This is a genomic window from Dankookia sp. GCM10030260 (genome assembly GCF_042666655.1).
In the GTDB taxonomy this organism is placed as follows: domain Bacteria; phylum Pseudomonadota; class Alphaproteobacteria; order Acetobacterales; family Acetobacteraceae; genus Paracraurococcus.
The window spans coordinates 469146-491708 of the sequence record NZ_JBHTDE010000001.1; the positions used below are offsets into that span (position 1 = coordinate 469146).

Genomic DNA, 22563 nt, shown 5'->3' on the forward strand with positions numbered 1-22563 from the left:
AGACCGGCGGCTATGCCGAAACGCGTCCTCACGGGCCGGGTGGTCAGCGACAAGATGGACAAGACGGTCACCGTCCTTGTCGAACGTCGCGTGATGCATCCGCTCTACAAGAAGTTCATCCGGCGTTCGAAGAAGTACGCCGCGCACGACGAAGCCAACCTCTGCAAGGAAGGCGACCTGGTGCAGATCGAGGAATGCCCGCCGATCTCCAAGCGCAAGGCTTGGCAGGTCGTGCAGCGCAATGGCGGTCCGCTCGTGGCCGTCCAGGCTGAAGGGGCCGCGGCATGATCGCGGTCGAAGCCAACCTTGAAGTGGCCGACAATTCCGGCGCGCGCCGCGTCCAGTGCATCAAGGTGCTGGGCGGCTCGAAGCGGAAGTCGGCCTCGGTCGGCGACGTGATCGTGGTCTCCATCAAGGAGGCGATCCCGCGCGCCAAGGTCAAGAAGGGCGAAGTGCATCGCGCCGTCATCGTCCGCACCGCCTATCCGGTGCGGCGCGCCGACGGCACCGCGATCCGCTTCGACAGCAATGCCGCGGTGCTGATCAACAAGGCGGGCGAGCCGATCGGCACGCGCATCTTCGGCCCGGTGGTGCGCGAGCTGCGGGCGAAGAAGTACATGAAGATCATCTCGCTGGCGCCGGAGGTCCTGTAAGGCCATGGCGGCGAAGATCAAGAAGGGCGACCGGGTCCAGATCCTGGCCGGTCGCGACAAGGGCAAGCGCGGCGAGGTTCTCGCCGTCAACCCGACGGAAGACCGTGCCCTGGTACAGGGCGTGAACGTGGTGAAGCGCCACCGGAAGCCGCAGGGCATGAACCAGCCCGGCGGGATCCAGGAAAAGGAAGCGCCGATCCACCTGTCCAATCTGGCGCTGATCGACCCGAAGTCCGACAAGCCGACCCGCGTCGGGTTCAAGCTGCTGGACGACGGCAAGAAGGTCCGCGTGGCGAGGCCCTCGGGCGAGGTGCTTGACGCATGAGCGATTCGAAGAAGAAGAAGGCCGGCGGCAAGACCCCCACCGGCAAGAACAGCGGCTCCGCCAAGCGGCAGGAAGCCCCGAAGAAGGCCGAGGCGGGCGGCGGCGGCGAAGGCCGCGTGCAGTCCACCCCGGCCAAGGCCGGCAAGGCGGCGGCTTCGCCCGCCGAGAAGCCGCGCCTGGCGGTGTTCTACGCCGAGGTCATCCGCCAGCGCCTGGTGGAGGAGTTCGGCTACAAGAACCCGATGGAAGTGCCGAAGCTCGAGAAGATCGTCCTGAACATGGGCGTCGGCGAGGCGGCGGGCGACCAGAAGAAGCTCGACGCCGCGGTGGCCGACATGACCGCGATCGCCGGCCAGCGGCCGGTGCGGACCAAGGCGAAGAAGGCCATCGCGGGCTTCAAGATCCGCGAAGGCCAGCTCATCGGCTGCAAGGTGACGCTGCGCAAGGCGCGGATGTACGAGTTCCTCGACCGTCTGGTGACCGTGGCGATGCCGCGGGTGCGGGACTTCCGGGGGCTGCCCGCGAACAAGGGCTTCGACGGCCGTGGCAACTTCGCCATGGGCATGAAGGAGCAGATCGTGTTCCCCGAGATCAACTACGATCGGGTCGACACGGTGCGCGGCATGGACATCCAGTTCGTCACCACGGCGAAGACCGACAAGGAAGCCAAGGCCCTGCTGAAGGCCTTCCAGCTTCCTTTCCAGCCCTGATCTTGGAAGACCGCCCGCGGCACGCCGCGGGAGCAGGTTCCGGAGGATAGAATCGAATGGCCAAGACTTCGGCAATCGAGAAGAACAAGCGCCGTGCGAAGCTGAGCAAGGTGCATGCCTCGAAGCGCGCCACGCTGAAGGGTATCGTGATGGACCGCACCCTGCCGGTCGAGGATCGCTTCGACGCGACCCTCAAGCTGGCGCAGCTGCCGCGCAACGGTGCCCGCGTCCGCGTGCGCCTGCGCTGCGAGCTGACCGGCCGTCCGCGCGGCAACTACCGTAAGTTCAAGCTGTGCCGGAACGCGCTGCGGGATCTCGCCAACTCTGGCCAGATCCCCGGCGTGACCAAGGCGAGCTGGTAAGGAGGGCAGGCCATGTCACTGTCCGATCCGCTCGGGGACATGCTCACCCGCATCCGCAATGCCCAGAGGGCCCGGCAGACGCGTTGCGTCGCCCCGGCCAGCCGGCTGCGGACCGATGTGCTGGACGTGCTGAAGCGCGAGGGTTTCATCCGCGCCTGGCGCGTGGAGCAGGACCGTCCCGGCGTCAGCCGCATCGAGATCGAGCTGAAGTATTCGGAAGGCGAGCCCGCCATCAAGGAGATCACCCGCATCTCCAAGCCCGGCCGGCGCGTCTACTCGAAGATCAAGGAGCTGCCGAAGTACTACAACGGCCTCGGCATCTCCATCCTGTCCACGCCCCGCGGGGTGATGAGCGACAATGAGGCCCGCGCCGCCAATGTTGGCGGCGAAGTCCTCTGCCGCGTGTTCTGAGGGAGGGAGAAGCGATGTCGCGCGTCGGCAAATATCCCGTCCCGGTCCCCGCCGGCGTCCAGGTGGCGCTGCAGGGTCGGACCGTGGTCGCCAAGGGCAAGCTGGGCGAGCTCAAGCTCCCCCTGACGGACGAAGTGGATGTGGAGATCGAGGGCGGCCAGGTCGCGGTGAAGCCGCGCCGGGACGACCGCCGGTCCCGCACCATGTGGGGCACCACCCGCAGCCTGATCAACGGCATGTGCATCGGCGTCTCGACCGGCTTCACTAAGTCGATGGAGATCAACGGCACCGGCTACCGCGCCGCGGTGCAGGGCAAGGACCTGGTCCTGGCCCTGGGTTTCAGCCACGAGGTTCGCTACCCGATCCCGGACGGGATCACCATCGTCTGCGAACGCCCGACGGCCGTGAAGGTCAGCGGTGCGGACAAGCAGCGGGTGGGCCAGGTGGCCGCCGAGATCCGCGCCTATCGCGGTCCCGAGCCCTACAAGGGCAAGGGCGTCCGCTACACCGACGAGCAGATCCTCCGGAAGGAGGGTAAGAAGAAGTAATGGCTGACAAGCTCGCATTGCATGCGCGCCGCCGTTCGCGGCTGCGCTACCAGCTCAAGCAGAAGTCCACCGGCCGTCCGCGGTTGTCGATCTTTCGCTCGGGCAAGCACATCTATGCGCAGGTGATCGACGACGCGCAGGGGCGTACCCTCGCCGCCGCCTCGACGATCGAGAAGGAACTGCGCGAGAGCCTGAAGACCGGGGCGGACAAGGACGCCGCCGTGGTCGTCGGCAAGCGCGTGGCCGAGCGGGCGCTGGCTGCCGGCGTCACCGCGGTGGTCTTCGACCGTGGGCCCTACCTGTATCATGGCCGGGTCAAGGCCCTGGCCGACGCCGCCCGCGAGGGCGGACTGTCGTTCTGAGGATCTCATAATGGCACGTACCCCTCATAGCGGCGGCGGCGGTGAACATGGCGGTGGCGAAGGCGACCGTCGTCGCGGCCGCGGCCGCGATCGCGGCGGCGAGAACCGGCAGGAGCGCACGGACGGCGACGAGCTGAAGGACAAGCTCGTCACCATCAACCGCGTCGCCAAGGTGGTCAAAGGCGGCCGGCGCTTCAGCTTCGCGGCGCTCGTCGTCGTCGGCGACCAGAAGGGCCGGGTCGGCTGGGGCGCCGGCAAGGCGCGCGAGGTCCCGGAGGCGATCCGCAAGGCGACCGAGCAGGCGAAGCGGACCATGATCCGCGTGCCGATGCGGGAAGGCCGGACGCTGCACCACGACGTCATCGGCGAGTTCGGCGCCGGCCGGGTCATCCTGCGGGCAGCCCCCGCCGGTACCGGCATCATCGCCGGCGGCCCGATGCGCGCGATCTTCGAGACGCTGGGCATGGGCGACGTCGTGGCCAAGTGCCTCGGCTCGACCAACCCGCACAACATGATCAAGGCCACCTTCGCGGCGCTGACGCGCTCGACCAGCCCCCGGGCGGTCGCGGCACGGCGTGGCAAGAAGGTGTCGGACCTGCTTGGCCCCCGCAAGGACCAGGCGCCGGCCGAGGCCGCTGCGGCGGAGGCAGCCAATGTCTGATGTGAAGAAGACCGTGAAGGTGACCCAGACCGGGTCGCCGATCGGCCGCAAGCCCGGCCAGAAGGAAACGCTGATCGGGCTCGGCCTCAACAAGATGCACCGCTCGCGGGAGCTGGAGGATACTCCTTCGGTCCGCGGCATGATCCGGAAGGTCGCCCACCTGATCAAGGTGGACGAAACCCCCGGGACCGGTGGGTGACATGAAGCTCAACGAGATTCGCGACAACAAGGGCGCGCACTACAAGTCGAAGCGCCTCGGCCGGGGCATCGGCTCCGGCAAGGGCAAGACGTCCGGCAAGGGCGTCAAGGGTCAGAAGGCGCGTGAAGGCGTCTCCCTGAACGGCTTCGAAGGCGGCCAGCTGCCGATCTACCGGCGGCTGCCGAAGCGCGGCTTCGTCAACATCTTCCGCAAGGAATATGCGCCGATCAACCTAGGCGCGCTGACGAAGGCGCTGGCCGAGGGCCGTCTGCCGGCCGGTGAGCCAATCACCGAGGACACGCTGCGCACGGCGGGGCTCATCCGCACCGGCGGCAAGGTCGTCGGCGTCCGCCTGCTGGCGAACGGCGCGATCGACCAGGCGGTGCACATCACCGTCTCCGGTGCCTCCGTCGCCGCCATCGCGGCGGTCGAGGCGGCCGGTGGCACGGTGACGCTGCCGCCGCCGAAGGCCGAAGCCGAGGCTCCAGCCGCAGGCTGACGCTTGCCGCCCGGCAGGGCGGGGGCTACCTAATCAGGGAATCGTGGCTGCGGCGCCACGGCCGGGGGGGCGATCCTCCCGGTTGTCGGCGCCGTTGCCGTGTGGAGGGTACGCAGTCCCATGGCCTCCGCCGCCGAGCAGCTCGCGGGTAATCTGAATTTCGGCGTCCTGTCGAAGGCGACCGAGCTCAAGAAGCGCATCTGGTTCACCCTGGGGGCGCTGATCGTCGTCCGCATCGGCACCTATGTGCCGGTCCCGGGAATCGATGCGGCCGTGATGGGAGAGATCCTCGCCCAGCACGGTGGCGGCATCCTCGGCATGTTCGACATGTTCACCGGCGGCGCGCTCGGGCGCATGACCGTCTTCGCGCTGAACATCATGCCCTACATCTCGGCCAGCATCATCATCCAGCTGATGTCGGCCGCCGTCCCGGCGCTCGAGACCCTGAAGAAGGAAGGCGAGGCGGGGCGCAAGAAGCTCAATCAGTATACGCGGTACCTGACCGTGCTGATTGCCATATTCCAGGCCTGGGGCATCGCCATCGGGTTGGAATCGATGCGCGGGGCCTTCGGCAACGCGGTCCATGACCCCGGGATGTTCTTCCGGCTGTCCTGCGTCATCACGCTGGTCGGCGGGACGATGTTCCTGATGTGGCTGGGCGAGCAGATCACCGCGCGCGGCGTCGGCAACGGCATCTCGCTCATCATCTTCGCCGGCATCGTCGCCAACCTGCCGCATGCCCTGGTCTCGACGCTCGAGCTGGGCCGGACCGGCGCGCTGTCGACCTTCTTCATCATCTTCTTCCTGCTGGCCGCGCTCGCGGTGATCGCCCTGGTGGTCTTCGTCGAGCGGGCCCAGCGCCGCATCCCGGTGCAGTATCCCAAGCGCCAGGTCGGCAACCGGATGTTTGGCGGCGAAGCCACCCATTTGCCGTTGAAGTTGAATACCGCGGGCGTGATCCCGCCGATCTTCGCCTCCTCCCTGCTGTTGCTGCCGGCGACGGTGGCGGGCTTCGCGGCTGGGCCGAGCAACGACGACGGCATCCTGCAGATGGTGGCCAACGCCCTGGCGCATGGCCAGCCGCTCTACATGGCGCTGTACATGGCGCTGATCATCTTCTTCGCCTTTTTCTACACGGCCGTGGTGTTCAACCCGACCGAGACGGCGGACAACCTGAAGAAATATGGCGGCTTCGTCCCCGGCATCCGGCCAGGGCAGAACACCGCCGACTATTTCGACCGGGTGCTGACCCGGCTGACCGCGGTGGGCGCGCTCTATCTCTGCCTGGTCTGCATCCTGCCGGAGATCCTGATCAGCCATTATGGCGTTCCTTTCTACTTCGGCGGCACCTCGCTGTTGATCATCGTCTCGGTCACCATGGACACCGTGGCGCAGATCCAGTCGCATCTGTTCGCCCATCAGTATGAGGGCCTGATCAAGAAGGCCCGGCTCGGTGGGCGCGGCTCGCCGCGGCCGCGCAGCTGAGGCCACGCCGGGGGGCGTGGCCCTGACCAAGGACAAAGCGCGGGCGCCGGGGCGGCCGCGCGAAGCGATGGGGATGACGGGCATGAACCTGATCCTGCTGGGCCCGCCAGGCGCCGGCAAAGGCACCCAGGCCAAGCGCCTGGAGGACCGCTACGGGCTGCGGCAGGTCTCGACCGGGGACATGCTCCGGGCCGAGGTCAGGTCGGGCTCCGAGATCGGCCTCCAGGCCAAGACGATCATGGAACGCGGCGAGCTGGTGCCCGATGCGATCATCATCGCCATGCTCGCCGCCCGGGTCTCCCAGGCAGACGTCGCCGACGGCTTCATCCTGGACGGCTTCCCCCGCACGGTGCCGCAGGCCGAGGCGCTCGACCTGATGCTGCAGCAGAAATCGATGCCGCTGCATCATGTGATCGAGCTCCAGGTCGACGATGCGGCGCTGGTCGACCGAATCTCCGGCCGCTTCACTTGCGCGAAGTGCGGAGAGGGCTATCACGACAGCTTCAAGCAGCCGAAGGCTGCCGGAGTCTGCGATCTCTGCGGCGGCACGGAATTCACCCGTCGCGCCGACGACAACGCGACGACGGTGGCCTCGCGGCTGGAGGCCTATCACCGCCAGACGGCGCCCCTGCTGCCCTACTACGCCTCCAGGGGTGTGCTGCGGGTGGTGGACGGCATGGCGGAGATGGATACGGTGGCAGGGCAGATCGAGGCCATCCTCGGTCCCTTGCCGCAAAAGGGTTGACGGTTCGGCGGCGCTGCGTATAGTCCGCGCCTCCCGCGGACATGGGTGGCCCTCTGGCCGCCATGGCTGCGCTTAGCCGTTCATCTGGCTTTACGAAGATCACCTCGCCGGGATGGCGTGTGGGCCAAGGTGGCTCCCGCTGCGCCGGTTCAAGCAGGAGCGACAGGCTCCAGGAGCTCAGCAGTGGCGCGCATCGCCGGTGTCAACATTCCCACGAATAAGCGCGTGCTTATTTCGCTGCGCTATATCTATGGCATCGGCCCCAAGCATGCGGCCGACATCTGCCAGACGCTCTCCATTCCGGAAGATCGCCGCGTCAACCAGCTGACGGACGAGGAAATCCTCAAGATCCGTGAGTTGATCGACCGCGAATACCGGGTCGAGGGCGACCTTCGCCGCGAAGTGGCGATGAACATCAAGCGGCTGATGGACATGGCCTGCTACCGCGGCCTGCGCCATCGCCGTGGCCTGCCGGTCCGCGGCCAGCGCACGCATACCAATGCGCGCACCCGCAAGGGCAAGGCGGTCGCGATCGCCGGCAAGAAGAAGGTGACCAAGTAAGATGGCGCGCGATCCCAAGGCGGCCCGTACGCCCCGCAAGAAGGAGCGCAAGAACATCGCCACCGGCGTGGCGCATGTGCTTGCTTCCTTTAACAACACCATCGTGACGATCACCGACGCCCAGGGCAACGCGATCGCCTGGTCGTCCTCTGGCAGCCAGGGCTTCAAGGGCAGCCGGAAGTCCACCCCCTACGCGGCGCAGGTCGCCGCCGAGGACGCGGGCAAGAAGGCCCGCGAACACGGGATGGAGACGCTGGAGATCATGGTGAGCGGCCCGGGTTCGGGGCGTGAGTCCGCCCTGCGCGCGCTGCAGGCGGTCGGTTTCTATGTCACGGCGATCCGTGACGTGACGCCGATCCCGCACAATGGCTGCCGCCCTCGCAAGCGTCGGCGCGTCTGACGCGGCAACTGGGGAAAGGGGCCGCAAGGAGATGCTCGTGATCGAGAGGAATTGGCGGTCGCTGATTCGCCCGGAAAAGCTGGGCGTCGAGGTCGGGTCTGATCCCGACCGCGTGGCGACCATCGTGGCCGAACCGCTGGAGCGCGGCTTCGGCATGACGCTCGGCAACGCGTTGCGCCGCGTGCTGCTGTCGTCGCTGCAGGGCGCCGCGGTGACCGCGCTGAAGATCGACGGCGTGCTGCACGAGTTCAGCAGCATCCAGGGCGTGCGTGAAGACGTCACCGACCTGGTGCTGAACGTGAAGCAGCTTGCCATCCGGATGCAGGGCGAGGGGCCGAAGCGCCTCATGCTCACCGCGACCGGCCCGGGCGAGGTGACCGCCGGCCAGATCCAGACCACCGGCGACATCGAGATCTCGAACCCGGACCTGGTGATCTGCACGCTCGACGACGGCGCCAAGCTGTCGATGGAGCTGACGGTCAATACCGGCAAGGGCTACGTCCCCGCGTCGATGAACCGGCCGGAAGACGCGCCGATCGGTCTGATCCCGGTGGATGCGATCTACTCGCCCGTCCGCCGCGTGGCCTACCGCGTGGAGCCGACGCGCGTCGGTCAGGTGACGGACTACGACAAGCTCGTCCTGAACGTCGAGACCGACGGCACGGTGGCGCCCGAGGACGCGGTGGCGCTCGCTGCCCGCATCCTGCAGGACCAGCTGCAGCTGTTCATCAACTTCGACGAGCCGCGCGAGCGGAAGGTCGAGGAAGAGCGTGACGACCTGCCGTTCAACCGCAACCTGCTGCGCAAGGTCGATGAGCTCGAGCTCTCGGTCCGCTCGGCGAACTGCCTGAAGAACGACAACATCGTCTATATCGGCGACCTGGTGCAGAAGACCGAGCAGGAGATGCTCCGCACGCCGAACTTCGGCCGCAAGTCGCTGAACGAGATCAAGGAAGTGCTCGCTTCCATGGGCCTCGGCCTCGGCATGACGGTGACGGGCTGGCCGCCGGAGAACATCGAAGACCTGGCCAAGAAGCTCGAAGAGCCGTTCTGACCCCGGCGATTTAGGAACCTACGACAATGCGTCACGGAATGGCGGGGCGGAAGCTCAACGTCACCTCCACCCACCGGCTCGCCATGTTCCGCAACATGGCGACCAGCCTGCTGAAGCACGAGCAGATCACCACCACGCTGCCCAAGGCGAAGGAGCTGCGCCCGTATGTCGAGCGCATCATCACCCTTGGCAAGCGCGGCGGTCTGCATGCGCGGCGCCAGGCCTATGCGCAGATCATGGACGCGAAGGTGGTGGACAAGCTCTTCACCGTCATCGCCGACCGCTACAAGGGGCGTGCCGGTGGCTACACCCGCGTCCTGAAGGCGGGCATGCGCTACGGCGATGCGGCCGACATGGCGGTGATCGAGCTGGTCGATCGCGATGTCGCGGCCAAGGGCCTCGACAGCGGCCCGAAGCCCGAAGTGGCCGAGGAGCAGGAGGCGGCGTAAGCCCCCTCCTTCTGCCGGATATCCGGACGGGGCGGCGGGGCAACCTGCCGCCCCGTTCGCATGTCAGCCCCTCTGCTGTTCCCGGTACAGCAGCAGCCCGGCGCCGGTGATCAGCGCCGCCCCGGCGAGCAGGGCAGGGCCTGGGACATCGCCCCAGACCAGCCAGCCGAACACCGCGGCCCAGAGCAGGAAACTGTACTGGTAGGGCACCACGACCGAGGCCGGCGCCAGCTTCAGCGCCCGCGTCACCCCCATATGGCCGAGCGTCGCCACCAGCCCGAGTAGCAGCAGCAAGGCGAGGTCGCCCGCCGCGGGCGTTTGCCAGCCGCCACCCAGCAGCAGCGCCAGCCCCACCCCCAGCCCGCCCAGCATCTGGAAGCAGGCCAGCAGCACGTCCTGCGTCGCCCGCAGCTGCCGGCTCGACAGCAGGAACAGCGCATAGAGCAGCGCCCCCGCCAGGGCGCCGAGCGCCGGCAACCCGGGCCCGCCCAAATCGCCGCCGAGCGCCACCACCACGCCGGCGAAGCCCAGCAGCACCAGCCCCCAGCGCCGCGCCCCGACCCGCTCCCCCAGCAGCAGGGCGGCCAGCGCGGTGACCATCAGCGGCGCCGCCATCCAGTAGGTCATGGCATCGGCCAGCGGCATGTGGCCGACCACCCAGTAGAAGCAGGCGGCCTCGGCCGCGCCGAGCGCCACCCGCAGCGCCTGCAGCCCGGGCCGCTCCACCCGGTAGCCGGGCCGCCGCAGCACCCGCCAGGCAAGCGGGGCAAGCACCGCCAGCGAGGCAAGGCTGCGCAGCATCAGCACCTGCCCGACGACGTAGCTGGCGACCAGCCACTTCCCCAGCACGTCGTTGAGCGAGAACAGCAGGACGGATGCCAGCATCAGGGCGATGCCGGCGGCATGGCCGCGCGGGGCGGACCCGTTGTCGAAAGGCATGTGCGGGGTCAGTCCAGCCGGATGCCGGCCTCCTGCACCAGGGTCGCCATCTGCGCCCGGCCCTCCCGCACGAAGCGGGCGAAGTCAGCCGGGGCGCTGCCGACCGGCACCGCGCCGATCAACGCCAGGCGGTGCTTGACGGCCGGGTCGGCCAGCGCCTCGGCCAGTGCGGCATGCAGCCGGGCGACAACCGGCGCCGGCGTCCCGGCCGGGCCGAACAGCGCCGCCCATTCGTTGGATTCGAAGCCGGGGAAGCCGCTCTCGGCCAGCGTCGGCACATCGGGCCGGCTCGGGACGCGCTCCAGCGTCGTCACCGCCAGGAAGCGGGCGCGGCCGCTGTCGACGATCGGCCCGGCGCTGACCGTGGTGATGAAGACCGCGTCGATCGCCCCCGCCGCCAGGTCGCGGGCCGCGTCCGCCCCGCCGCGATACGGGGCGTGGATCACCTCGATCCCGGCCCGGCGGGTGAACTGCAGCAGGCCGACATGCCCCGCCGTCGCATTGCCCTGGGTGCCGACGCTGATGGCGCCCGGCCGCGCCTTCGCCTGGCGGATGAACTCGGCGACGCTGCGGCCGGGAAAGTCGGCCTTCACCGCCAGCACGCCGGGGAAGCGCACCACCAGGGAGACCGGGACGAAGCTCGCATAGTCGAAGGGCAGGGCCTTCATCAGCGCCGGGTTCACCAGGTGCGAGGACGCATCCCAGAGCAGCGTGTAGCCATCGCCCGGCGCCGCGGCGACGGCGGCGGCGCCGACGCTGCCGCCCGCGCCGGTGCGGTTCTCCACCACGATGGTCTGGCCGAGCCTCTGCGCCATGACCACGGTGATGGCCCGCGCCGCGCTGTCGGCGGCACCGCCGGCGGCGAAGGGCACCATCAGGCGGATCGGCCGGGCCGGCCAGTCCGCGGCCCGTGACGGGACCGCGAGGGCCGTCGTCGCCGCGCCGGCCAGCAGGCCGCGTCGTGTCGCATGCATTGTCGTCATTCCCTACAGGCGGCACCATCGGCCCACCACTCACTGGCGATATGAGGCCAAAGATGCCCCCGCGCTACGACGATCTGCCCCGCCCCGATGACGGCTCCGGCCTGCCGCTGTCCTGGGGCGTCTGGGGCCCGGACGATCAGGTCGGCACGCTCAACCGCATCACCGGGGCGACGGTTGCCGCAGCCGCCGGGGAGATCCGCGCCGGCCGCCGCTTCAACCTGAACCTGCCGCTGGACGAGCCCTTCGGCGCCACCCGCCAGGGCAGCCATCGCCGCCGCACCGCGCCGACGCCGACCCTGATCGCCGACGAGCAACCGGGAAGGCTGATCCGCGACGACATGCTGGACAGCTTCTGGCTGCAGGGCAGCACGCAATGGGATGGCCTCTCCCATTTCGCCGACCCCTATCACGGCTTCTACAACCACGCCCCCATCAGCGCCGTGGTGCATGGGGCGGAGAGCCGCAACGGCATCGACAAGGCGCTGCGGCACGGCATTGCCGGACGCTGCGTGCTGGCCGATTTGGCGCGGTATTTTGCAAGCATCGGTCGCGACTGGGGGCCGCTCGGCGGGCGGCGGGCGAGTGCCGAGGAACTCGCTGCCTGCCTGGCCGCGCAGGGCACCGCGCTGCGCCCCGGCGACATCCTGCTGGTCCGCACCGGCTGGCTGGAAGCCTTCCGCGCCGCCGCCGACATCGACGGCCGCGACCACCTGGTGCGCGGCACCAACAAGGGCCAGGACTACAGCGGCCTGTCGGGCGGGGAGGACATGTGGCGCTTCCTCTGGGACCAGGGCGTCGCCGCCACCTGCGCCGACAACCCGACGGTCGAGGTCTGGCCCTATTTCCCCTGGAAGCCGACGCTGCACTGGGGCATCGCCCGGCTCGGCCTGGTCATCGGCGAGTTCTTCGACTTCGAGGACCTGGCCGCCGACAGCGCCGCGACCGGCCGTTACACCGGCTTCTTCACCGCGGCGCCACTGCATCTGAGGGGCGGTATCGGCTCGCCGGGGAATGCGCTGGCGATTCGTTAGCCTGCGGCCGGCCTGCGCGGCGCCGGGCATGAACTGCCGGCTTGGGTGCCGCCTCCGATCGCCCCGCCCGGCGGACCGGGCGTGATTTGCCGGCGCGGATATCCGGACTCGATGCAACCCGTACGGTCATTCCGCGCGGGGACTGTAGATTTGTATTCACAATCCCACGACGACCGTGTTCTTTGGTCTCTCATTTCCGTGAACAGAGGGAGCGAGAGCCGCCCGTGCCGGATACGCAACTCGACAGCCGCGCGCTGCCTGGCCATGCCGACTGCCAGACCACCGAGTCCGCGCCGCAAGGCTCCGTGCTCCTGTTCGGCGACGACAAGACCCCGCCGCTCTGGCTCTGGCTGGCGATCGAGCGGGAGGAACTGGCGGCGCTGGAGGCAGCGTTGCTCGACCATCTCCGGTCGCCGCTCTTCCCCTCGCGGATCGGGGAGGGCCCGCTGCAATCCGGCGACGATGCCGGATTGCTGGAATTCGCCCTCCGCTTCGGCACCATCGCCGGCCGCTTCGCCCAGGGCTCTGATCTTGTCCTCGCCGCCACCCGCGTGGTGTGCGAGCGCGGCGGCCCGCTGGCCCGGCAGGGCGCCCTGGTCTGCGTCGAGGCACTGCAGTACCGCCTGCATGCCGAGGCCCGGGCGCTCGGCGCCGCCGCCAACAACCCGGCCCGGCTGCGGCATTTCGTCCTGGCCAGCCGGCTGGCCGCCGATCTCTGGCTGCGCCATGTCCAGGGTCCCGACAGCGGCCGGCCGCTGCATCGCCGCATCGCCGACGCGCTGGGCCTGGCCGCCGCCGCACCCTCGGTCCCTATGGCCGAGCCGCCGCCGCTGCCCCCGGCGCCGCCCGCCGGCCCCGGCGCGGTCACCGTGCTGCAGCCCTTCGAGCCGCCGAACGACCGCGCCGAGTGGCAGACCTACCAAGCGCTTGCCGCGCCGCTGCCGCTGCGCCAGGTGCCGCGCGATTCGACCCGGCGGATCGAGGCCCTGGCGGCTGCGGCGCCGGCCTTCGCCGCGCCGTTGACGGAGATCCGCCGCACCCTGGCGCTGGCGGCGCATGCCGGCCGGCCCTCGCCGCGCATCCGGCCGATCCTGCTGGTCGGCCCGCCCGGCATCGGCAAGACCTGGTTCGCCCGGCGGCTGGCCCAGGCGCTGAACCTGCCCTTCGGCAGCCTCAACCTGGGCGGCGCCACCGACAACCGCTGCCTGCAGGGCACTGCGCGGGGCTGGTCGGCGGCCACTCCGGCCTGGCCGATCGCCGAAATGTGCCGCCTGGCGGCGCCCAACCCGGTGCTGTTCCTCGACGAGATCGAGAAAGCCGGCGGCCAGCGCGAGAGCAACGGCCGGGTGCACGACACGCTGCTGGCGATGATCGAGCCCGAAAGCGCCTCGGGCTGGTTCGACGAATGCCTGCGCACCCCGGCCGATCTGCGCAACGTGGTCTGGGTGATGGCGGCGAACGAGACACGCGGTATCCCGGCGCCGCTGCTGTCGCGGCTGGCGGTGCACCATATCGCGCCGCCGCCGGCCTCGGCCTTCGACGGCACGCTGGCCGGGCTGCTGGCCGGGATCGCCGGCGACATCGGCTGCGCCGCGGGCGAACTGCCCGGCCTCGACCTCGAAACCCGGCAGGCGCTGAAGCGTAGCTTCGCCGGCCACCGCAACCTGCGGCGGCTGCGGGCGCAGATCGAGGAATGCCTGGGCATCGCGGCCGAGGCGGCGCTGCAGCAGGCGCATTGAGGGCCTGCAAGCAGACGCAAGGTTCGGGAGGAAAAGGCGCTTCCTCCCTGGCCTTACGAATGCATGCTCAGGCCGGCCGCCAGCGTTCCACCCAGCCTTCGTCGTAGCCCAGCACCAGCTCGTCGGCGCAGCCGCGCAGCACCAGGTGGTCGTGCAGGAAGCCGAGCAGCGTCGCCGGCGTGATGCGCAAGGGCGGCTCGCCGCCGCGCAGCGCATGCGCGATGGGGAAGCGCGAAAGCCAGTCCTCCAGCACTGCGCGGGGATTGGCGCTGCGGTTGCACTGCAGGGTCCAGGCATTGAATTCGGCGAAGACCAGCGGACGGAACCGGGCCAGCGTGGCCCGGGCCCCGTCCAGCACCTCGGTCTCGAAGCCTTCGACATCGATCTTGATGAGGTCGAGCCGCGCCAGCCCGTGCCGCGCGACCAGCGCATCCACCGTCTCGACCGGGACCGTGACCTGCGGCAGCGCCGCGCCGCCCAGCGTGCCGGGGTCCAGCAGATGCGCCCCGGCGGAATGCTCGGCCGCGTGGAAGGCGGCCTCGCCGGCGGCGGCGCCGACCGCCACGGCCTCGACCGCGACGCGCGCCTCCAGCCCGTTCAGTGCCAGGGTGCGGCGCAGCGCGGCGACCGTGCGCGGGGAGGGCTCGCAGGCCAGGATGCGGCCCTGCGGCAGCAGCGGCGCGAGCGCCAGGGCGGACAGCCCGATATTGGCGCCGACATCCAGCACCACCCCATCCGCCGGCAGGATGGCGGCGGCGACCGCGGCCAGCGCCTCCATCCCGGGGGCATGGTCGTCGGCATGGGCGAAGAAGCTGTCCCCCGCCGCGCCGGCCAATTGCCAGTCCCGCCCGCCGAGGCGAAGGCCGCGTGTCCCGATGCTGCCGGCCATCCACCTGCTCCCCGCGGGCGTGGGGCTCAGAGCCTGCCCATCACCGCCATGATGATGAGTACCACGACGATGAGCCCGAGGATGCCCGAGGGGAAGTAGCCCCAGTTGCGGCTGTGCGGCCAGGTCGGCAGCACCCCGAGCAGCAGCAGAATCAGGACGACAAGCAGGATGGTCGACATCGCGCATTCTCCCGTAGCCAGCATGGTACGGGCGGGAAACGTGATTGCGTTGCGCCGGTTTCCGCGAGGAAACCGGCGCAACGCATTCGCTACCGGAGGAATTCCGGCGAGATCATGTTCGGCAGGAACAGCACCACCTGCGGGAAGACGATGATCGCCGCCAGCACCGCCAGCATCGGCAGCAGCATGATGCAGGTGTCGCGCAGCGCATCCGCCATCCGCATGCCGGCGACCGAGCAGGCGATCATCAGGCACAGCCCGTAGGGCGGCGTCACCAGCCCGAAGGCGAGGCTGACGATGCCGACCATGGCGAAATGCACCGGGTCCATGCCCACGCCCTGGGCCAGCGGCTGCAGGATGGCGCCGACGATGATGATCGCCGGGATGGCATCCAGGAAGCAGCCCACCACCAGGAAGACGCCGGCGATGAAGAAGCCGACGCCGATCGGCCCCATCCCCCAGGTCTGCACGTTCGAGAGCAGCGCCTGCGGGATCTGGTAGAAGGCCAGCAGCCAGCCGAAGGCGGAGGCCGTGCCGACGCAGAACAGCGCCACGCCGGCCAGCCGCCCGGTATCCCCCAGCGCGCCGACCAGGCCCTTGAGGTCCATCTCCCGGTACACGAGCAGCGACAGGAAGCCGGCATAGAGCACCGCGATGCAGGCGCTCTCGGTCGCGGTGAACCAGCCGAAGACCTTGCCGCCGATGATGATCAGCGGCGTGGCCAGCGCCGGGATGGAGACCAGGAAGCTGCGGAAGATCTCGCCGAGGCCGGAGCGCGGGTAGGTCGGGTAGCCGCGCGCCTTCGCATAGGCATGCACGGTCGCCATCTGCACGCCGGCGATCAGCAGCCCCGGCACCACGCCGGCGAGGAACAGCGCGCCGATCGAGACCGTCAGCACGCCGCCCCAGACGATCATCAGGATGGACGGCGGGATGATGACCGCGAGCACGGCGGAGACCGCGGTGATGGCGACGGAGAAGCTGTCGTCGTAGCCCTCCTTCCGCTGCGCCTCGATGAAGAGCTTGGACTGGCTGGCGGCGTCGGCCGTGCTGCTGCCCGAGATGCCGGCGAAGAAGAAGGACAGCACCACGTTGATCTGCGCGAGGCCGCCGGGGAAATGGCCGACCAGGGTGCGGGCGAAATGCATCAGCCGGTCGGTGATGCCGCCGGTGTTCATCAGGTTGGCGGTCAGCAGGAAGAAGGGGACGGCCAGCAGGATGAAGGAATTGTAGGCGTTGAAGGTCTCCTGCGCGAGCATCATCGGGCTCAGCCGCGGCTCGATCAGCAGGATCGGCAGGCAGGCCAGGCCGAGCGCCACGGCCACCGGCACGCGCAGCACCAGCAGGGTGAAGAAGACGCCGAACAGGATCTGCGCCGCGGTGCCGGCGGCAAGGACATTCCCGCCCATCACGCGCGCGCCCCGCGCAGCGTCGCCACCGCATCCAGCATGCGTTCCGACTGGAACAGCAGCCAGACGGCACCCGCGATCGGCCAGGCCATGTGGATCAGCCAGAGCGGCAACTCGGCCAGCTCGCTGATCCGGTAGATGGCGAATTCGGTGAATTCCCAGCCCCACCACAGGAAGACGCCGGCGAAGACCAGGATGAAGCAGCCCGAGAGCAGCTCCACCATCGCCTCGTGCCGCGGCGACAGGCGGGGGAAGACGTCGACGGTGAAATGCGTCCCCTCCCGCACCGCCAGCATCGCGCCGAGCATGACGGAATAGACCAGGCAGAAGCGCGCCATCTCCTCGGTCCAGATGTAGGACGGGATGAAGGCGGTGTAGCGCGAGAAGATCTGCAGGCTGACCGGGATGACCAGCACGGCGACCGAGACGATCAGCAGCAGCAGGATGGCGCCGGCGAGCGCGCGGTTGACGGCGCGGAGTGCGGCCGGCGCTCCGGGACGGGAGTTTGGCATGAAGGGTCCTGGATGAAATGCGGCACGGGGCCGGCCCTGGATGGTAAGGCCATGGGGGCCGGCCCCGCCGGCGTCACGAGGTCAGCGCGTTGATCTTGTTCAGGATGGCCTCGGCATCGATTTCCTTCGCATAGGCCGCCATCACCGGGTCGACCAGCTTCTTCATCTCGGCCCGCTGGGTGAACTCGATGCGGCGCAGCTTCGCCCCCTTCTCCAGCGTCTCGAGGATCTGGCTGTCGGCGCCGGATTCGGCCTGGCGGTGGAAGATGCTGGCCTCCTTGCCCGCGCGGCGGATCGCTGCCTGCAGGTCGTTCGGCAGCTTGGCCAGCGTGGCGACGGAAAAGCACAGCGGCCGGATGGTGATGGCGTGCTGGGTCATCGAAAGGTCGGGTGCGACTTCATAGAAGCGCATCTGCTCGACGCCGGCGGCCTCGTTCTCCCCGGCATCGATGACGTTGTTCTGGATGGCGTTGTAGATCTCGTTGTAGGCGATGACGGTCGGGGACATGCCGACGGCGGCAAAGGTGCGGGACCAGATCGGCGCGCCCTGCACGCGGACCTTCAGGCCACGCATGTCGGCCAGGTTGGTCAGCTTCTTGTTGGCGAAGATGTTGCGGGTGCCGCCGCCGCCATAGCCGATCATGGCGACGCGGGCGCGTTTCTCGACCTCGTCCGCCACCGGCTTGAACAGGTCCTGGTCCAGCACCTGGTTCCAATGCGCCAGGTCGCGGAAGATGAAGGGCGCATCGACGAAGGGCGCCGCCTTCGAGAAGGTGGACATATGCGCCGGCGAGACGATGGCGAAGTCCACCGCCCGGCCTTGCGCCATGTATTCGAAGTACTGCTTCTCCAGGCCGAGGCTGCTGTTCTTGTGCAGCACGAAGTTGACCGGCTTGCCCCAGTACTGCTTCACCAGTTCCTCGAACTTCACCATCGTCCTGGTGTAGGGATGGTCGTCGCCGAACTGGGAGGCGCCGTTGAGGGTGATGACCCCCTGGGCGCGGACGGGGATGGAAAGGAGGGCGGGCGCGGCCAGCGCGCCGCCCAGCAGGGCCCTGCGGTTCATGATGCTTCCTCGGATCTGGCAGGCCGGCTGTTGGCGCCGGCTCCGAAAGGAAGTCTAGCCGCATTGCCGGGGGTTGGGAAACCGGCCGGGCGGAATCGCGCGGCCGGGCGTTCCCGCCGGCCACCGATCCGTCCTATCCTGCCGCCATGGGCGAGGTCGTCAACCTGAACCGCGTGAAGAAGGCCCGTGCGAAGGCGGCAGACGCCGCGACCGCGGCCGCCAACCGCGCCAGGCACGGCCGCAGCGGCGCCGAAAAAGCCAACGACCAGCGGGCCGAGACGCGCCGCCAGGCGTTGCTCGACGGCGCCCGGCGCGACGACCCGCCGCCCCCTACCGGAACGCCGGGGACCGAAGGCCCGGCCTGACCGGCCCCCCGACCCAGACGGAGACCCCGATGACCCCCCGTACCCTGGTCCTGGCGCTGCTCGCGCCCTGCCTGCTCGCCGCCTGCGCCAATGAGACGACGATCCCGGAGGCGACGGACAATGCCGCCGCCCGCACCGCCAACGCCTCGGCCAGCAAGCCCAGCGCCCCGGTCACCGGCTTCGACGGCGTCTATGCCGGCCGCCTCACGCTCAACCCGGACCGCACCCGCGCCTGCCGGCAGCCGGCGCCCGAGGACCGCACCATCACCGTGCGCCAGGGCCGCGCGAGCTTCCTGATCGAGCCCTCGGTGCAGCACGTGCTGACCGGCGCGGTGGGCACCAGCGGCGACGTGCGGATGTCGGATTCGCTGGACCGCACCATCGCCACCACCGGGGTCTTCGACAACGGCCGCTTCCAGGGCGAGCACCGCAACGGCCTGTGCAGCTACACCGTGCTGATGAACAAGCGGGACTGACCGGCCGCACGGTCGCCGCGCAGCCGCCGCCGCGCGTCATCCGGGCGGCGTCAGGCAGGGCCAGTGGGGGCATATCCTTCCCGTTGGACGCAGGGCATCCAACCCTTCCCCGTCTCCGTGGCCCGGCACCCGCCGCGCGGCAGGTGCCGGGCCCGGGAGAAGCAAAGGAGGGGTTCGGGAAGGAAACGCTTTCCTCGCCGAGCTTGCCTTCCTGCCGCCGCAGGATCAGCCATTCATCGCCAGAACCCGCCGGATCCCCACCGCTTCGGCCGCCGCCGCCGGGCAGCGCGCCGCCCCGCCGGTCGCGGCCTCCATGTCGGCGCCGCGATCACCATGCAGCCGCCACGGCTGGTCCCGGCCTCGCTCATCGCCCTGGCATGGGTCCGCGAGGTACCCCAGTAGGCCCCGGGCTGCAGGCCGGCGGCGATGCGGTCGGCGAGACCCTTCGGCGCGTCGTGCGACACGGCGTCGCCTGGATGGTCATGGTTCGGGGCCTCTCGCTCCGGCCGCGCCCCTGCCGCCCGGGAGCCCACCGGCACGCGGGGCGGCGGCCATCCGACATCACCGCGGCCCGGTTTCCTCCGGCGGCGCCTTCGCCTCGATCCAGGCCGAGAGCGGCCGCAGCCCGACATGGGCGCAGAGCACCACGGCGGTCAGCCCGAGCGCCAGGCCGAACTCCTGCAGCCCCGCCGCGGTGCCGACCGCCGACACCGCCCAGAAGGTCGCCGCGGTCGACAGCCCCCGCACCGTGGTCCCGCGGCGCAGGATCACCCCGGCGCCGAGGAAGCCGACCCCGGTGGCGATCGCCCCCAGCGCCGCGCCGGGATTGGACCCGCCATGGCCGACCGCGATGCGAGCGAAGACGCAGGCCGCGGCGGCGACCAGGGCACAGGACCGCAGGCCGCCCGGATGCCGCCGCCATTCCCGCTCCGCGCCGATGGCGGCGCCGAGCAGGAAGGCGATCAGGACGGGGACCGCGCTCAGCGGGAAGCCTGACGGCATGCGGGCGCGCCTCCTCCCGGCGGGATGTGGGACGGGGCCGAGCCATCCCGGTTTCCTGGCAGCCTGATCGTCATGCGACGATCGGGATAATGCCATGGATGGTGGCGCGGCGCTGGATCGGTTGGCGGCGAGAACCCTCGATATCCGCGGCATCGCCCGCCCGCTCGGTACCGTGATGGATTTGACCGCGGGCGACCTGCCGTTCCGTGCGGGCAAGTGGCCACGCGGCATGGAGATCCTGCTGGCGCGCGCGGCGCTGTAGCCGCCGCCGGGCTGGCACCCGCCGGCCGCTACCCCTCCAGCGCCCGGTCCTCGGCCGAGGGCTGCGCCGGCCGCGATCGCCGGATCACCCGCTGCAACGGCTTGAGCAGCACGTTGATCAGCAGCACCAGCACGGTCAGCCAGACCGCCCCCACCGTCTCCTGCGCCCCGGCCTGGGCGCCGATGGCGGCGACGCACCAGATGGTGGCGGCGGTCGACAGGCCGCGGACATTGGCGCCCTCCCGCAGGATGGCGCCGGCGCCGAGGAACCCCACGCCGGTGGCAATAGCGCCGAAGGCAGCGCCGAGATTGGCCGGGTCCACCCGGGTGGTCATCAGGTCGGCGAAGCCGGCGGCGGCCACCGAGACCAGGACGCACGAGCGCAGGCTGGCCGCGCTTTGCCGCCATTCACGCTCCGCCCCCACCGCGGCGCCGAGCAGGAAGGCGACCGGCAGGCCGGACAGCGTGGTGTCGCGGCCTATCCAGCCGAGGATCATGTCCAATATCGCCCGCCCTTACCCTGGCACGTGATGCGTTCGCGTTCGCTCCCGTATCACGTGCCAGCCCTTGCCTGGTCGCGTGATTCAGGCTCGGCGGCGCTTCCGCCTCAAGCCATCGCGCGCTAGCCGTCCAGCACGTCGTCCTCGGGCTTGATCCGGGCACGGTGCTGCTCGATCCAGGCGGCGACCGGGCGCAGCACCACGTTCACCGCCAGCACCAGCAGCACCACGATCAGCGCGGCGAAGTATTCCTGCGCGCCCACCAGCAGGCCGATCATGGCGACGCACCAGATCGTCCCGGCATTGCCCAGGCCGCGCACGTACAGGCCGTTGCCGCCGCGCAGGATGGCCCCGGCGCCGAGGAAGCCGACGCCGGTCGCCACCGCGCCGAAGCCGTTGCCCCAATTCGACTGCGGCACCCGCTGCACCATCAGGTAGGCGAAGGCCGCACTGGCCAGCGCCACCAGCGTGCAGGTGCGCATGCCGACCGAGCTGGTGCTGATGCCGCGCTCGATCCCGACCGCGGCGCCCATCAGGAAGGCCAGCACCAGGACGAAGGCGGTGTTGACCTCCGGTCCCTGCGCCTGCAGCCAGCCGGTGATCGCCTCGTTCATCGGCCGGGCCCCGACAATTGGGGCTTACACGTTGAAGCGGAACAGCAGGATGTCGCCGTCGCGGACGACGTATTCCTTGCCCTCGACCCGCATCTTGCCGGCCTCCTTGGCGCCCTGCTCCCCGCCCAGGGCGACGAAGTCGTCATAGGCGGTGCATTCGCAGGCGATGAAGCCGCGCTCGAAGTCGCCATGGATGACGCCGGCGGCCTGCGGTGCCTTCGTCCCCTTGGTGATGGTCCAGGCGCGGGCCTCCTTCGGCCCCACGGTGAAGTAGGTCTGCAGGCCGAGCAGCGCATAGCCGGCGCGGATGACGCGATCGAGCCCGCCCTCGTGCAGGCCGAGGCTCTCCAGGAAGTCCGGCCGGTCGGCCGGCGCCATCTGGCTGATCTCGGCCTCGATCGCCGCCGAGACGACGACCGCGCTGGCCCCTTCGGCCTTGGCCATGGCGAAGACCTTCTCCGAGAAGGCGTTGCCGGTGGCGGCCGAGGCCTCCTCCACGTTGCAGACATAGAGCACCGGCTTGGTGGTCAGCAGCTGCAGCCGCTTGGCGGCCTCCTCCTCGCCCTTCGGCACCGCCGTGCGGGCGGGCTTGCCGGCCTGCAGGGCGGCGACGATCGGGTCGATCAGGACAAGCTGGGAGATCGCCTCCTTGTCGCCGTTGCGGGCGCGCTTCTGCAGGCCGACCTGGCGCTTCTCCAGGCCCTCGAGGTCGGCCAGCATCAGCTCGGTCTCGACCGTCTCGGCATCCCGCACCGGGTCGACGCTGCCCTCGACATGGGTGACGTCGGTGTCCTCGAAGCAGCGCAGGACATGGACGATGGCGTCCACCTCGCGGATGTTGGCGAGGAACTGGTTGCCCAGGCCCTCGCCCTTGCTCGCACCACGGACCAGGCCGGCGATGTCGACGAATTCAAGGCTGGTCGGCACCGTCTTCTGCGACTTGCCGATCTTGGTCAGCATGTCGAGGCGCGGGTCGGGCACGCCGACGCGGCCGACATTGGGCTCGATGGTGCAGAAGGGGTAGTTCGCCGCCTGCGCCGCCGCCGTTTCCGTCAGCGCGTTGAACAGCGTGGACTTCCCCACATTCGGCAGGCCGACGATGCCGCAGTTGAAACCCACGGGAACCTCCTGGAGTGACCGGCGCGCCGCGCCGACGATGCGAAACCGCCCCCGG

General features: G+C 69.7%; 33 protein-coding genes. 22 read left to right on the forward strand and 11 right to left on the reverse strand.

The window, feature by feature from the left end; all coding sequences use genetic code 11:
* The first annotated feature begins 12 nt into the window (after positions 1 to 12).
* From rpsQ to rplQ, 17 genes are all read left to right on the forward strand, one after another.
* The gene (rpsQ, locus tag ACFQS7_RS02255) at positions 13 to 288 is read left to right on the forward strand and encodes a 30S ribosomal protein S17 (protein WP_380065386.1); all 276 of its coding nucleotides are present in this window, start codon (positions 13 to 15) and stop codon (positions 286 to 288) included.
* Complete coding sequence (rplN, locus tag ACFQS7_RS02260; protein WP_380065387.1) at positions 285 to 653, forward strand: 50S ribosomal protein L14; 369 nt, start codon at positions 285 to 287, stop codon at positions 651 to 653. Before rpsQ ends, rplN begins: the two co-directional genes overlap by 4 nt.
* 4 nt (positions 654 to 657) lie before the next feature.
* The gene (gene rplX, locus ACFQS7_RS02265) at positions 658 to 978 is read left to right on the forward strand and encodes a 50S ribosomal protein L24 (protein WP_380065388.1); all 321 of its coding nucleotides are present in this window, start codon (positions 658 to 660) and stop codon (positions 976 to 978) included.
* A 176-nt stretch (positions 979 to 1154) separates the two neighbouring features.
* Complete coding sequence (rplE, locus tag ACFQS7_RS02270) at positions 1155 to 1688, forward strand: 50S ribosomal protein L5 (RefSeq protein WP_380066187.1); 534 nt, start codon at positions 1155 to 1157, stop codon at positions 1686 to 1688.
* A gap of 56 nt (positions 1689 to 1744) precedes the next feature.
* A complete protein-coding gene (rpsN, locus tag ACFQS7_RS02275; protein WP_380065389.1) occupies positions 1745 to 2050 on the forward strand; it encodes a 30S ribosomal protein S14 in 306 nt (101 codons plus the stop codon).
* Positions 2051 to 2062: 12 nt separating this feature from the next.
* Positions 2063 to 2461, forward strand: coding sequence for a 30S ribosomal protein S8 (rpsH, locus tag ACFQS7_RS02280; RefSeq protein WP_133292395.1), 399 nt, complete (start codon positions 2063 to 2065; stop codon positions 2459 to 2461).
* 14 nt (positions 2462 to 2475) lie between these two features.
* Positions 2476 to 3009, forward strand: a complete 534-nt coding sequence (rplF, locus tag ACFQS7_RS02285; RefSeq protein ID WP_380065390.1) for a 50S ribosomal protein L6 — start codon at positions 2476 to 2478, stop codon at positions 3007 to 3009.
* Entirely contained in the window at positions 3009 to 3371 is a 363-nt protein-coding gene (gene rplR, locus ACFQS7_RS02290) for a 50S ribosomal protein L18 (protein ID WP_380065391.1), read from the forward strand. The genes rplF and rplR overlap by 1 nt, the downstream gene beginning before the upstream one ends.
* Positions 3372 to 3381: 10 nt before the next feature.
* Entirely contained in the window at positions 3382 to 4032 is a 651-nt protein-coding gene (gene rpsE, locus ACFQS7_RS02295; protein ID WP_380065392.1) for a 30S ribosomal protein S5, read from the forward strand.
* On the forward strand, positions 4025 to 4231 hold the full coding sequence (gene rpmD / locus ACFQS7_RS02300; protein ID WP_380065393.1) for a 50S ribosomal protein L30: 207 nt from the start codon (positions 4025 to 4027) through the stop codon (positions 4229 to 4231). The genes rpsE and rpmD overlap by 8 nt, the downstream gene beginning before the upstream one ends.
* Position 4232: 1 nt before the next feature.
* Entirely contained in the window at positions 4233 to 4730 is a 498-nt protein-coding gene (rplO, locus tag ACFQS7_RS02305; protein ID WP_380065394.1) for a 50S ribosomal protein L15, read from the forward strand.
* A gap of 120 nt (positions 4731 to 4850) precedes the next feature.
* A complete protein-coding gene (gene secY / locus ACFQS7_RS02310) occupies positions 4851 to 6215 on the forward strand; it encodes a preprotein translocase subunit SecY (RefSeq protein WP_380065395.1) in 1365 nt (454 codons plus the stop codon).
* A gap of 82 nt (positions 6216 to 6297) precedes the next feature.
* On the forward strand, positions 6298 to 6960 hold the full coding sequence (locus tag ACFQS7_RS02315) for an adenylate kinase (RefSeq protein ID WP_380065396.1): 663 nt from the start codon (positions 6298 to 6300) through the stop codon (positions 6958 to 6960).
* A gap of 183 nt (positions 6961 to 7143) precedes the next feature.
* Positions 7144 to 7521 (forward strand): 30S ribosomal protein S13, encoded by a 378-nt coding sequence (rpsM, locus tag ACFQS7_RS02320; protein ID WP_380065397.1) that lies wholly within the window; start codon positions 7144 to 7146, stop codon positions 7519 to 7521.
* A gap of 1 nt (position 7522) precedes the next feature.
* Positions 7523 to 7921, forward strand: coding sequence for a 30S ribosomal protein S11 (gene rpsK / locus ACFQS7_RS02325; RefSeq protein ID WP_133292386.1), 399 nt, complete (start codon positions 7523 to 7525; stop codon positions 7919 to 7921).
* Between the two features lie 31 nt (positions 7922 to 7952).
* Positions 7953 to 8975, forward strand: coding sequence for a DNA-directed RNA polymerase subunit alpha (locus ACFQS7_RS02330; RefSeq protein WP_380066188.1), 1023 nt, complete (start codon positions 7953 to 7955; stop codon positions 8973 to 8975).
* A 26-nt stretch (positions 8976 to 9001) separates the two neighbouring features.
* On the forward strand, positions 9002 to 9424 hold the full coding sequence (gene rplQ / locus ACFQS7_RS02335; RefSeq protein ID WP_380065398.1) for a 50S ribosomal protein L17: 423 nt from the start codon (positions 9002 to 9004) through the stop codon (positions 9422 to 9424).
* A gap of 63 nt (positions 9425 to 9487) precedes the next feature.
* On the opposite strand, the gene ACFQS7_RS02340 is transcribed toward rplQ, so the two are convergent.
* Both ACFQS7_RS02340 and ACFQS7_RS02345 read right to left on the reverse strand, forming a co-directional pair.
* On the reverse strand, positions 9488 to 10363 hold the full coding sequence (locus ACFQS7_RS02340; RefSeq protein WP_380065399.1) for a DMT family transporter: 876 nt from the start codon (positions 10361 to 10363) through the stop codon (positions 9488 to 9490).
* A gap of 8 nt (positions 10364 to 10371) precedes the next feature.
* Positions 10372 to 11337 (reverse strand): Bug family tripartite tricarboxylate transporter substrate binding protein, encoded by a 966-nt coding sequence (locus ACFQS7_RS02345; RefSeq protein ID WP_380065400.1) that lies wholly within the window; start codon positions 11335 to 11337, stop codon positions 10372 to 10374.
* Positions 11338 to 11399: 62 nt separating this feature from the next.
* On the opposite strand from ACFQS7_RS02345, the gene ACFQS7_RS02350 reads away from it, so the two are divergent.
* Positions 11400 to 12377: a cyclase family protein gene (locus tag ACFQS7_RS02350; RefSeq protein ID WP_380065401.1), complete on the forward strand. Its 978-nt coding sequence runs from the start codon at positions 11400 to 11402 to the stop codon at positions 12375 to 12377.
* A gap of 224 nt (positions 12378 to 12601) precedes the next feature.
* Complete coding sequence (locus ACFQS7_RS02355; protein WP_380065402.1) at positions 12602 to 14116, forward strand: AAA family ATPase; 1515 nt, start codon at positions 12602 to 12604, stop codon at positions 14114 to 14116.
* A 67-nt stretch (positions 14117 to 14183) separates the two neighbouring features.
* Here the strand turns inward: ACFQS7_RS02355 and ACFQS7_RS02360 are convergent, their stop codons facing one another.
* From ACFQS7_RS02360 to ACFQS7_RS02380, 5 genes are all read right to left on the reverse strand, one after another.
* Positions 14184 to 15005: an FkbM family methyltransferase gene (locus ACFQS7_RS02360; protein WP_380065403.1), complete on the reverse strand. Its 822-nt coding sequence runs from the start codon at positions 15003 to 15005 to the stop codon at positions 14184 to 14186.
* A gap of 26 nt (positions 15006 to 15031) precedes the next feature.
* Complete coding sequence (locus ACFQS7_RS02365) at positions 15032 to 15184, reverse strand: DUF3309 domain-containing protein (RefSeq protein ID WP_380065404.1); 153 nt, start codon at positions 15182 to 15184, stop codon at positions 15032 to 15034.
* Positions 15185 to 15273: 89 nt separating this feature from the next.
* Positions 15274 to 16593, reverse strand: coding sequence for a TRAP transporter large permease (locus ACFQS7_RS02370; RefSeq protein WP_380065405.1), 1320 nt, complete (start codon positions 16591 to 16593; stop codon positions 15274 to 15276).
* Positions 16593 to 17105: a TRAP transporter small permease gene (locus ACFQS7_RS02375; protein WP_380065406.1), complete on the reverse strand. Its 513-nt coding sequence runs from the start codon at positions 17103 to 17105 to the stop codon at positions 16593 to 16595. Before ACFQS7_RS02375 ends, ACFQS7_RS02370 begins: the two co-directional genes overlap by 1 nt.
* Before the next feature lie 73 nt (positions 17106 to 17178).
* Positions 17179 to 18171, reverse strand: a complete 993-nt coding sequence (locus ACFQS7_RS02380) for a TRAP transporter substrate-binding protein (RefSeq protein ID WP_380065407.1) — start codon at positions 18169 to 18171, stop codon at positions 17179 to 17181.
* A gap of 146 nt (positions 18172 to 18317) precedes the next feature.
* Between ACFQS7_RS02380 and ACFQS7_RS02385 the strand changes: the two genes are divergently transcribed.
* The gene (locus ACFQS7_RS02385; RefSeq protein WP_380065408.1) at positions 18318 to 18536 is read left to right on the forward strand and encodes a DUF4169 family protein; all 219 of its coding nucleotides are present in this window, start codon (positions 18318 to 18320) and stop codon (positions 18534 to 18536) included.
* Positions 18537 to 18565: 29 nt separating this feature from the next.
* On the forward strand, positions 18566 to 19012 hold the full coding sequence (locus tag ACFQS7_RS02390; RefSeq protein ID WP_380065409.1) for a hypothetical protein: 447 nt from the start codon (positions 18566 to 18568) through the stop codon (positions 19010 to 19012).
* 561 nt (positions 19013 to 19573) lie between these two features.
* Here the strand turns inward: ACFQS7_RS02390 and ACFQS7_RS02395 are convergent.
* Entirely contained in the window at positions 19574 to 20014 is a 441-nt protein-coding gene (locus ACFQS7_RS02395) for an MgtC/SapB family protein (protein WP_380065410.1), read from the reverse strand.
* Positions 20015 to 20108: 94 nt separating this feature from the next.
* Here ACFQS7_RS02395 and ACFQS7_RS02400 point away from each other — a divergent pair, with 94 nt between their 5' ends.
* Positions 20109 to 20276 carry a hypothetical protein gene (locus ACFQS7_RS02400; RefSeq protein ID WP_380065411.1) on the forward strand — a complete coding sequence of 56 codons (168 nt, stop codon included), beginning with the start codon at positions 20109 to 20111 and terminating at the stop codon, positions 20274 to 20276.
* Positions 20277 to 20304: 28 nt separating this feature from the next.
* On the opposite strand, the gene ACFQS7_RS02405 is transcribed toward ACFQS7_RS02400, so the two are convergent.
* The 3 genes from ACFQS7_RS02405 to ychF form a co-directional block, all read right to left on the reverse strand.
* Positions 20305 to 20772: an MgtC/SapB family protein gene (locus tag ACFQS7_RS02405; RefSeq protein WP_380065412.1), complete on the reverse strand. Its 468-nt coding sequence runs from the start codon at positions 20770 to 20772 to the stop codon at positions 20305 to 20307.
* A gap of 125 nt (positions 20773 to 20897) precedes the next feature.
* Positions 20898 to 21389: an MgtC/SapB family protein gene (locus ACFQS7_RS02410; RefSeq protein WP_380065413.1), complete on the reverse strand. Its 492-nt coding sequence runs from the start codon at positions 21387 to 21389 to the stop codon at positions 20898 to 20900.
* Between the two features lie 24 nt (positions 21390 to 21413).
* The gene (ychF, locus tag ACFQS7_RS02415; protein WP_380065414.1) at positions 21414 to 22508 is read right to left on the reverse strand and encodes a redox-regulated ATPase YchF; all 1095 of its coding nucleotides are present in this window, start codon (positions 22506 to 22508) and stop codon (positions 21414 to 21416) included.
* Positions 22509 to 22563: the final 55 nt, after the last annotated feature.

Bases quoted from the DNA above. Each gene is read 5' to 3' on its own strand.
- ACFQS7_RS02375 (WP_380065406.1), bottom strand. From the start codon at position 17,105: ATGCCAAACTCCCGTCCCGGAGCGCCGGCCGCACTCCGCGCCGTCAAC.
- ACFQS7_RS02350 (WP_380065401.1), top strand. From the start codon at position 11,400: ATGCCCCCGCGCTACGACGATCTGCCCCGCCCCGATGACGGCTCCGGC.
- secY (WP_380065395.1), top strand. From the start codon at position 4,851: ATGGCCTCCGCCGCCGAGCAGCTCGCGGGTAATCTGAATTTCGGCGTC.
- rpsK (WP_133292386.1), top strand. From the start codon at position 7,523: ATGGCGCGCGATCCCAAGGCGGCCCGTACGCCCCGCAAGAAGGAGCGC.
- rpsH (WP_133292395.1), top strand. From the start codon at position 2,063: ATGTCACTGTCCGATCCGCTCGGGGACATGCTCACCCGCATCCGCAAT.
- ACFQS7_RS02370 (WP_380065405.1), bottom strand. From the start codon at position 16,593: ATGGGCGGGAATGTCCTTGCCGCCGGCACCGCGGCGCAGATCCTGTTC.
- ACFQS7_RS02330 (WP_380066188.1), top strand. From the start codon at position 7,953: ATGCTCGTGATCGAGAGGAATTGGCGGTCGCTGATTCGCCCGGAAAAG.
- ACFQS7_RS02315 (WP_380065396.1), top strand. From the start codon at position 6,298: ATGAACCTGATCCTGCTGGGCCCGCCAGGCGCCGGCAAAGGCACCCAG.
- rplX (WP_380065388.1), top strand. From the start codon at position 658: ATGGCGGCGAAGATCAAGAAGGGCGACCGGGTCCAGATCCTGGCCGGT.
- ACFQS7_RS02390 (WP_380065409.1), top strand. From the start codon at position 18,566: ATGACCCCCCGTACCCTGGTCCTGGCGCTGCTCGCGCCCTGCCTGCTC.
- ACFQS7_RS02340 (WP_380065399.1), bottom strand. From the start codon at position 10,363: ATGCCTTTCGACAACGGGTCCGCCCCGCGCGGCCATGCCGCCGGCATC.
- ACFQS7_RS02365 (WP_380065404.1), bottom strand. From the start codon at position 15,184: ATGTCGACCATCCTGCTTGTCGTCCTGATTCTGCTGCTGCTCGGGGTG.
- rpsN (WP_380065389.1), top strand. From the start codon at position 1,745: ATGGCCAAGACTTCGGCAATCGAGAAGAACAAGCGCCGTGCGAAGCTG.
- rpmD (WP_380065393.1), top strand. From the start codon at position 4,025: ATGTCTGATGTGAAGAAGACCGTGAAGGTGACCCAGACCGGGTCGCCG.
- rpsE (WP_380065392.1), top strand. From the start codon at position 3,382: ATGGCACGTACCCCTCATAGCGGCGGCGGCGGTGAACATGGCGGTGGC.
- ACFQS7_RS02360 (WP_380065403.1), bottom strand. From the start codon at position 15,005: ATGGCCGGCAGCATCGGGACACGCGGCCTTCGCCTCGGCGGGCGGGAC.
- ACFQS7_RS02405 (WP_380065412.1), bottom strand. From the start codon at position 20,772: ATGATCCTCGGCTGGATAGGCCGCGACACCACGCTGTCCGGCCTGCCG.
- ACFQS7_RS02410 (WP_380065413.1), bottom strand. From the start codon at position 21,389: ATGAACGAGGCGATCACCGGCTGGCTGCAGGCGCAGGGACCGGAGGTC.
- ACFQS7_RS02395 (WP_380065410.1), bottom strand. From the start codon at position 20,014: ATGCCGTCAGGCTTCCCGCTGAGCGCGGTCCCCGTCCTGATCGCCTTC.
- ACFQS7_RS02380 (WP_380065407.1), bottom strand. From the start codon at position 18,171: ATGAACCGCAGGGCCCTGCTGGGCGGCGCGCTGGCCGCGCCCGCCCTC.
- rpsQ (WP_380065386.1), top strand. From the start codon at position 13: ATGCCGAAACGCGTCCTCACGGGCCGGGTGGTCAGCGACAAGATGGAC.
- ACFQS7_RS02385 (WP_380065408.1), top strand. From the start codon at position 18,318: ATGGGCGAGGTCGTCAACCTGAACCGCGTGAAGAAGGCCCGTGCGAAG.
- rplR (WP_380065391.1), top strand. From the start codon at position 3,009: ATGGCTGACAAGCTCGCATTGCATGCGCGCCGCCGTTCGCGGCTGCGC.
- rplF (WP_380065390.1), top strand. From the start codon at position 2,476: ATGTCGCGCGTCGGCAAATATCCCGTCCCGGTCCCCGCCGGCGTCCAG.
- rplO (WP_380065394.1), top strand. From the start codon at position 4,233: ATGAAGCTCAACGAGATTCGCGACAACAAGGGCGCGCACTACAAGTCG.
- rplN (WP_380065387.1), top strand. From the start codon at position 285: ATGATCGCGGTCGAAGCCAACCTTGAAGTGGCCGACAATTCCGGCGCG.
- ACFQS7_RS02400 (WP_380065411.1), top strand. From the start codon at position 20,109: ATGGATGGTGGCGCGGCGCTGGATCGGTTGGCGGCGAGAACCCTCGAT.
- rplQ (WP_380065398.1), top strand. From the start codon at position 9,002: ATGCGTCACGGAATGGCGGGGCGGAAGCTCAACGTCACCTCCACCCAC.
- ACFQS7_RS02345 (WP_380065400.1), bottom strand. From the start codon at position 11,337: ATGCATGCGACACGACGCGGCCTGCTGGCCGGCGCGGCGACGACGGCC.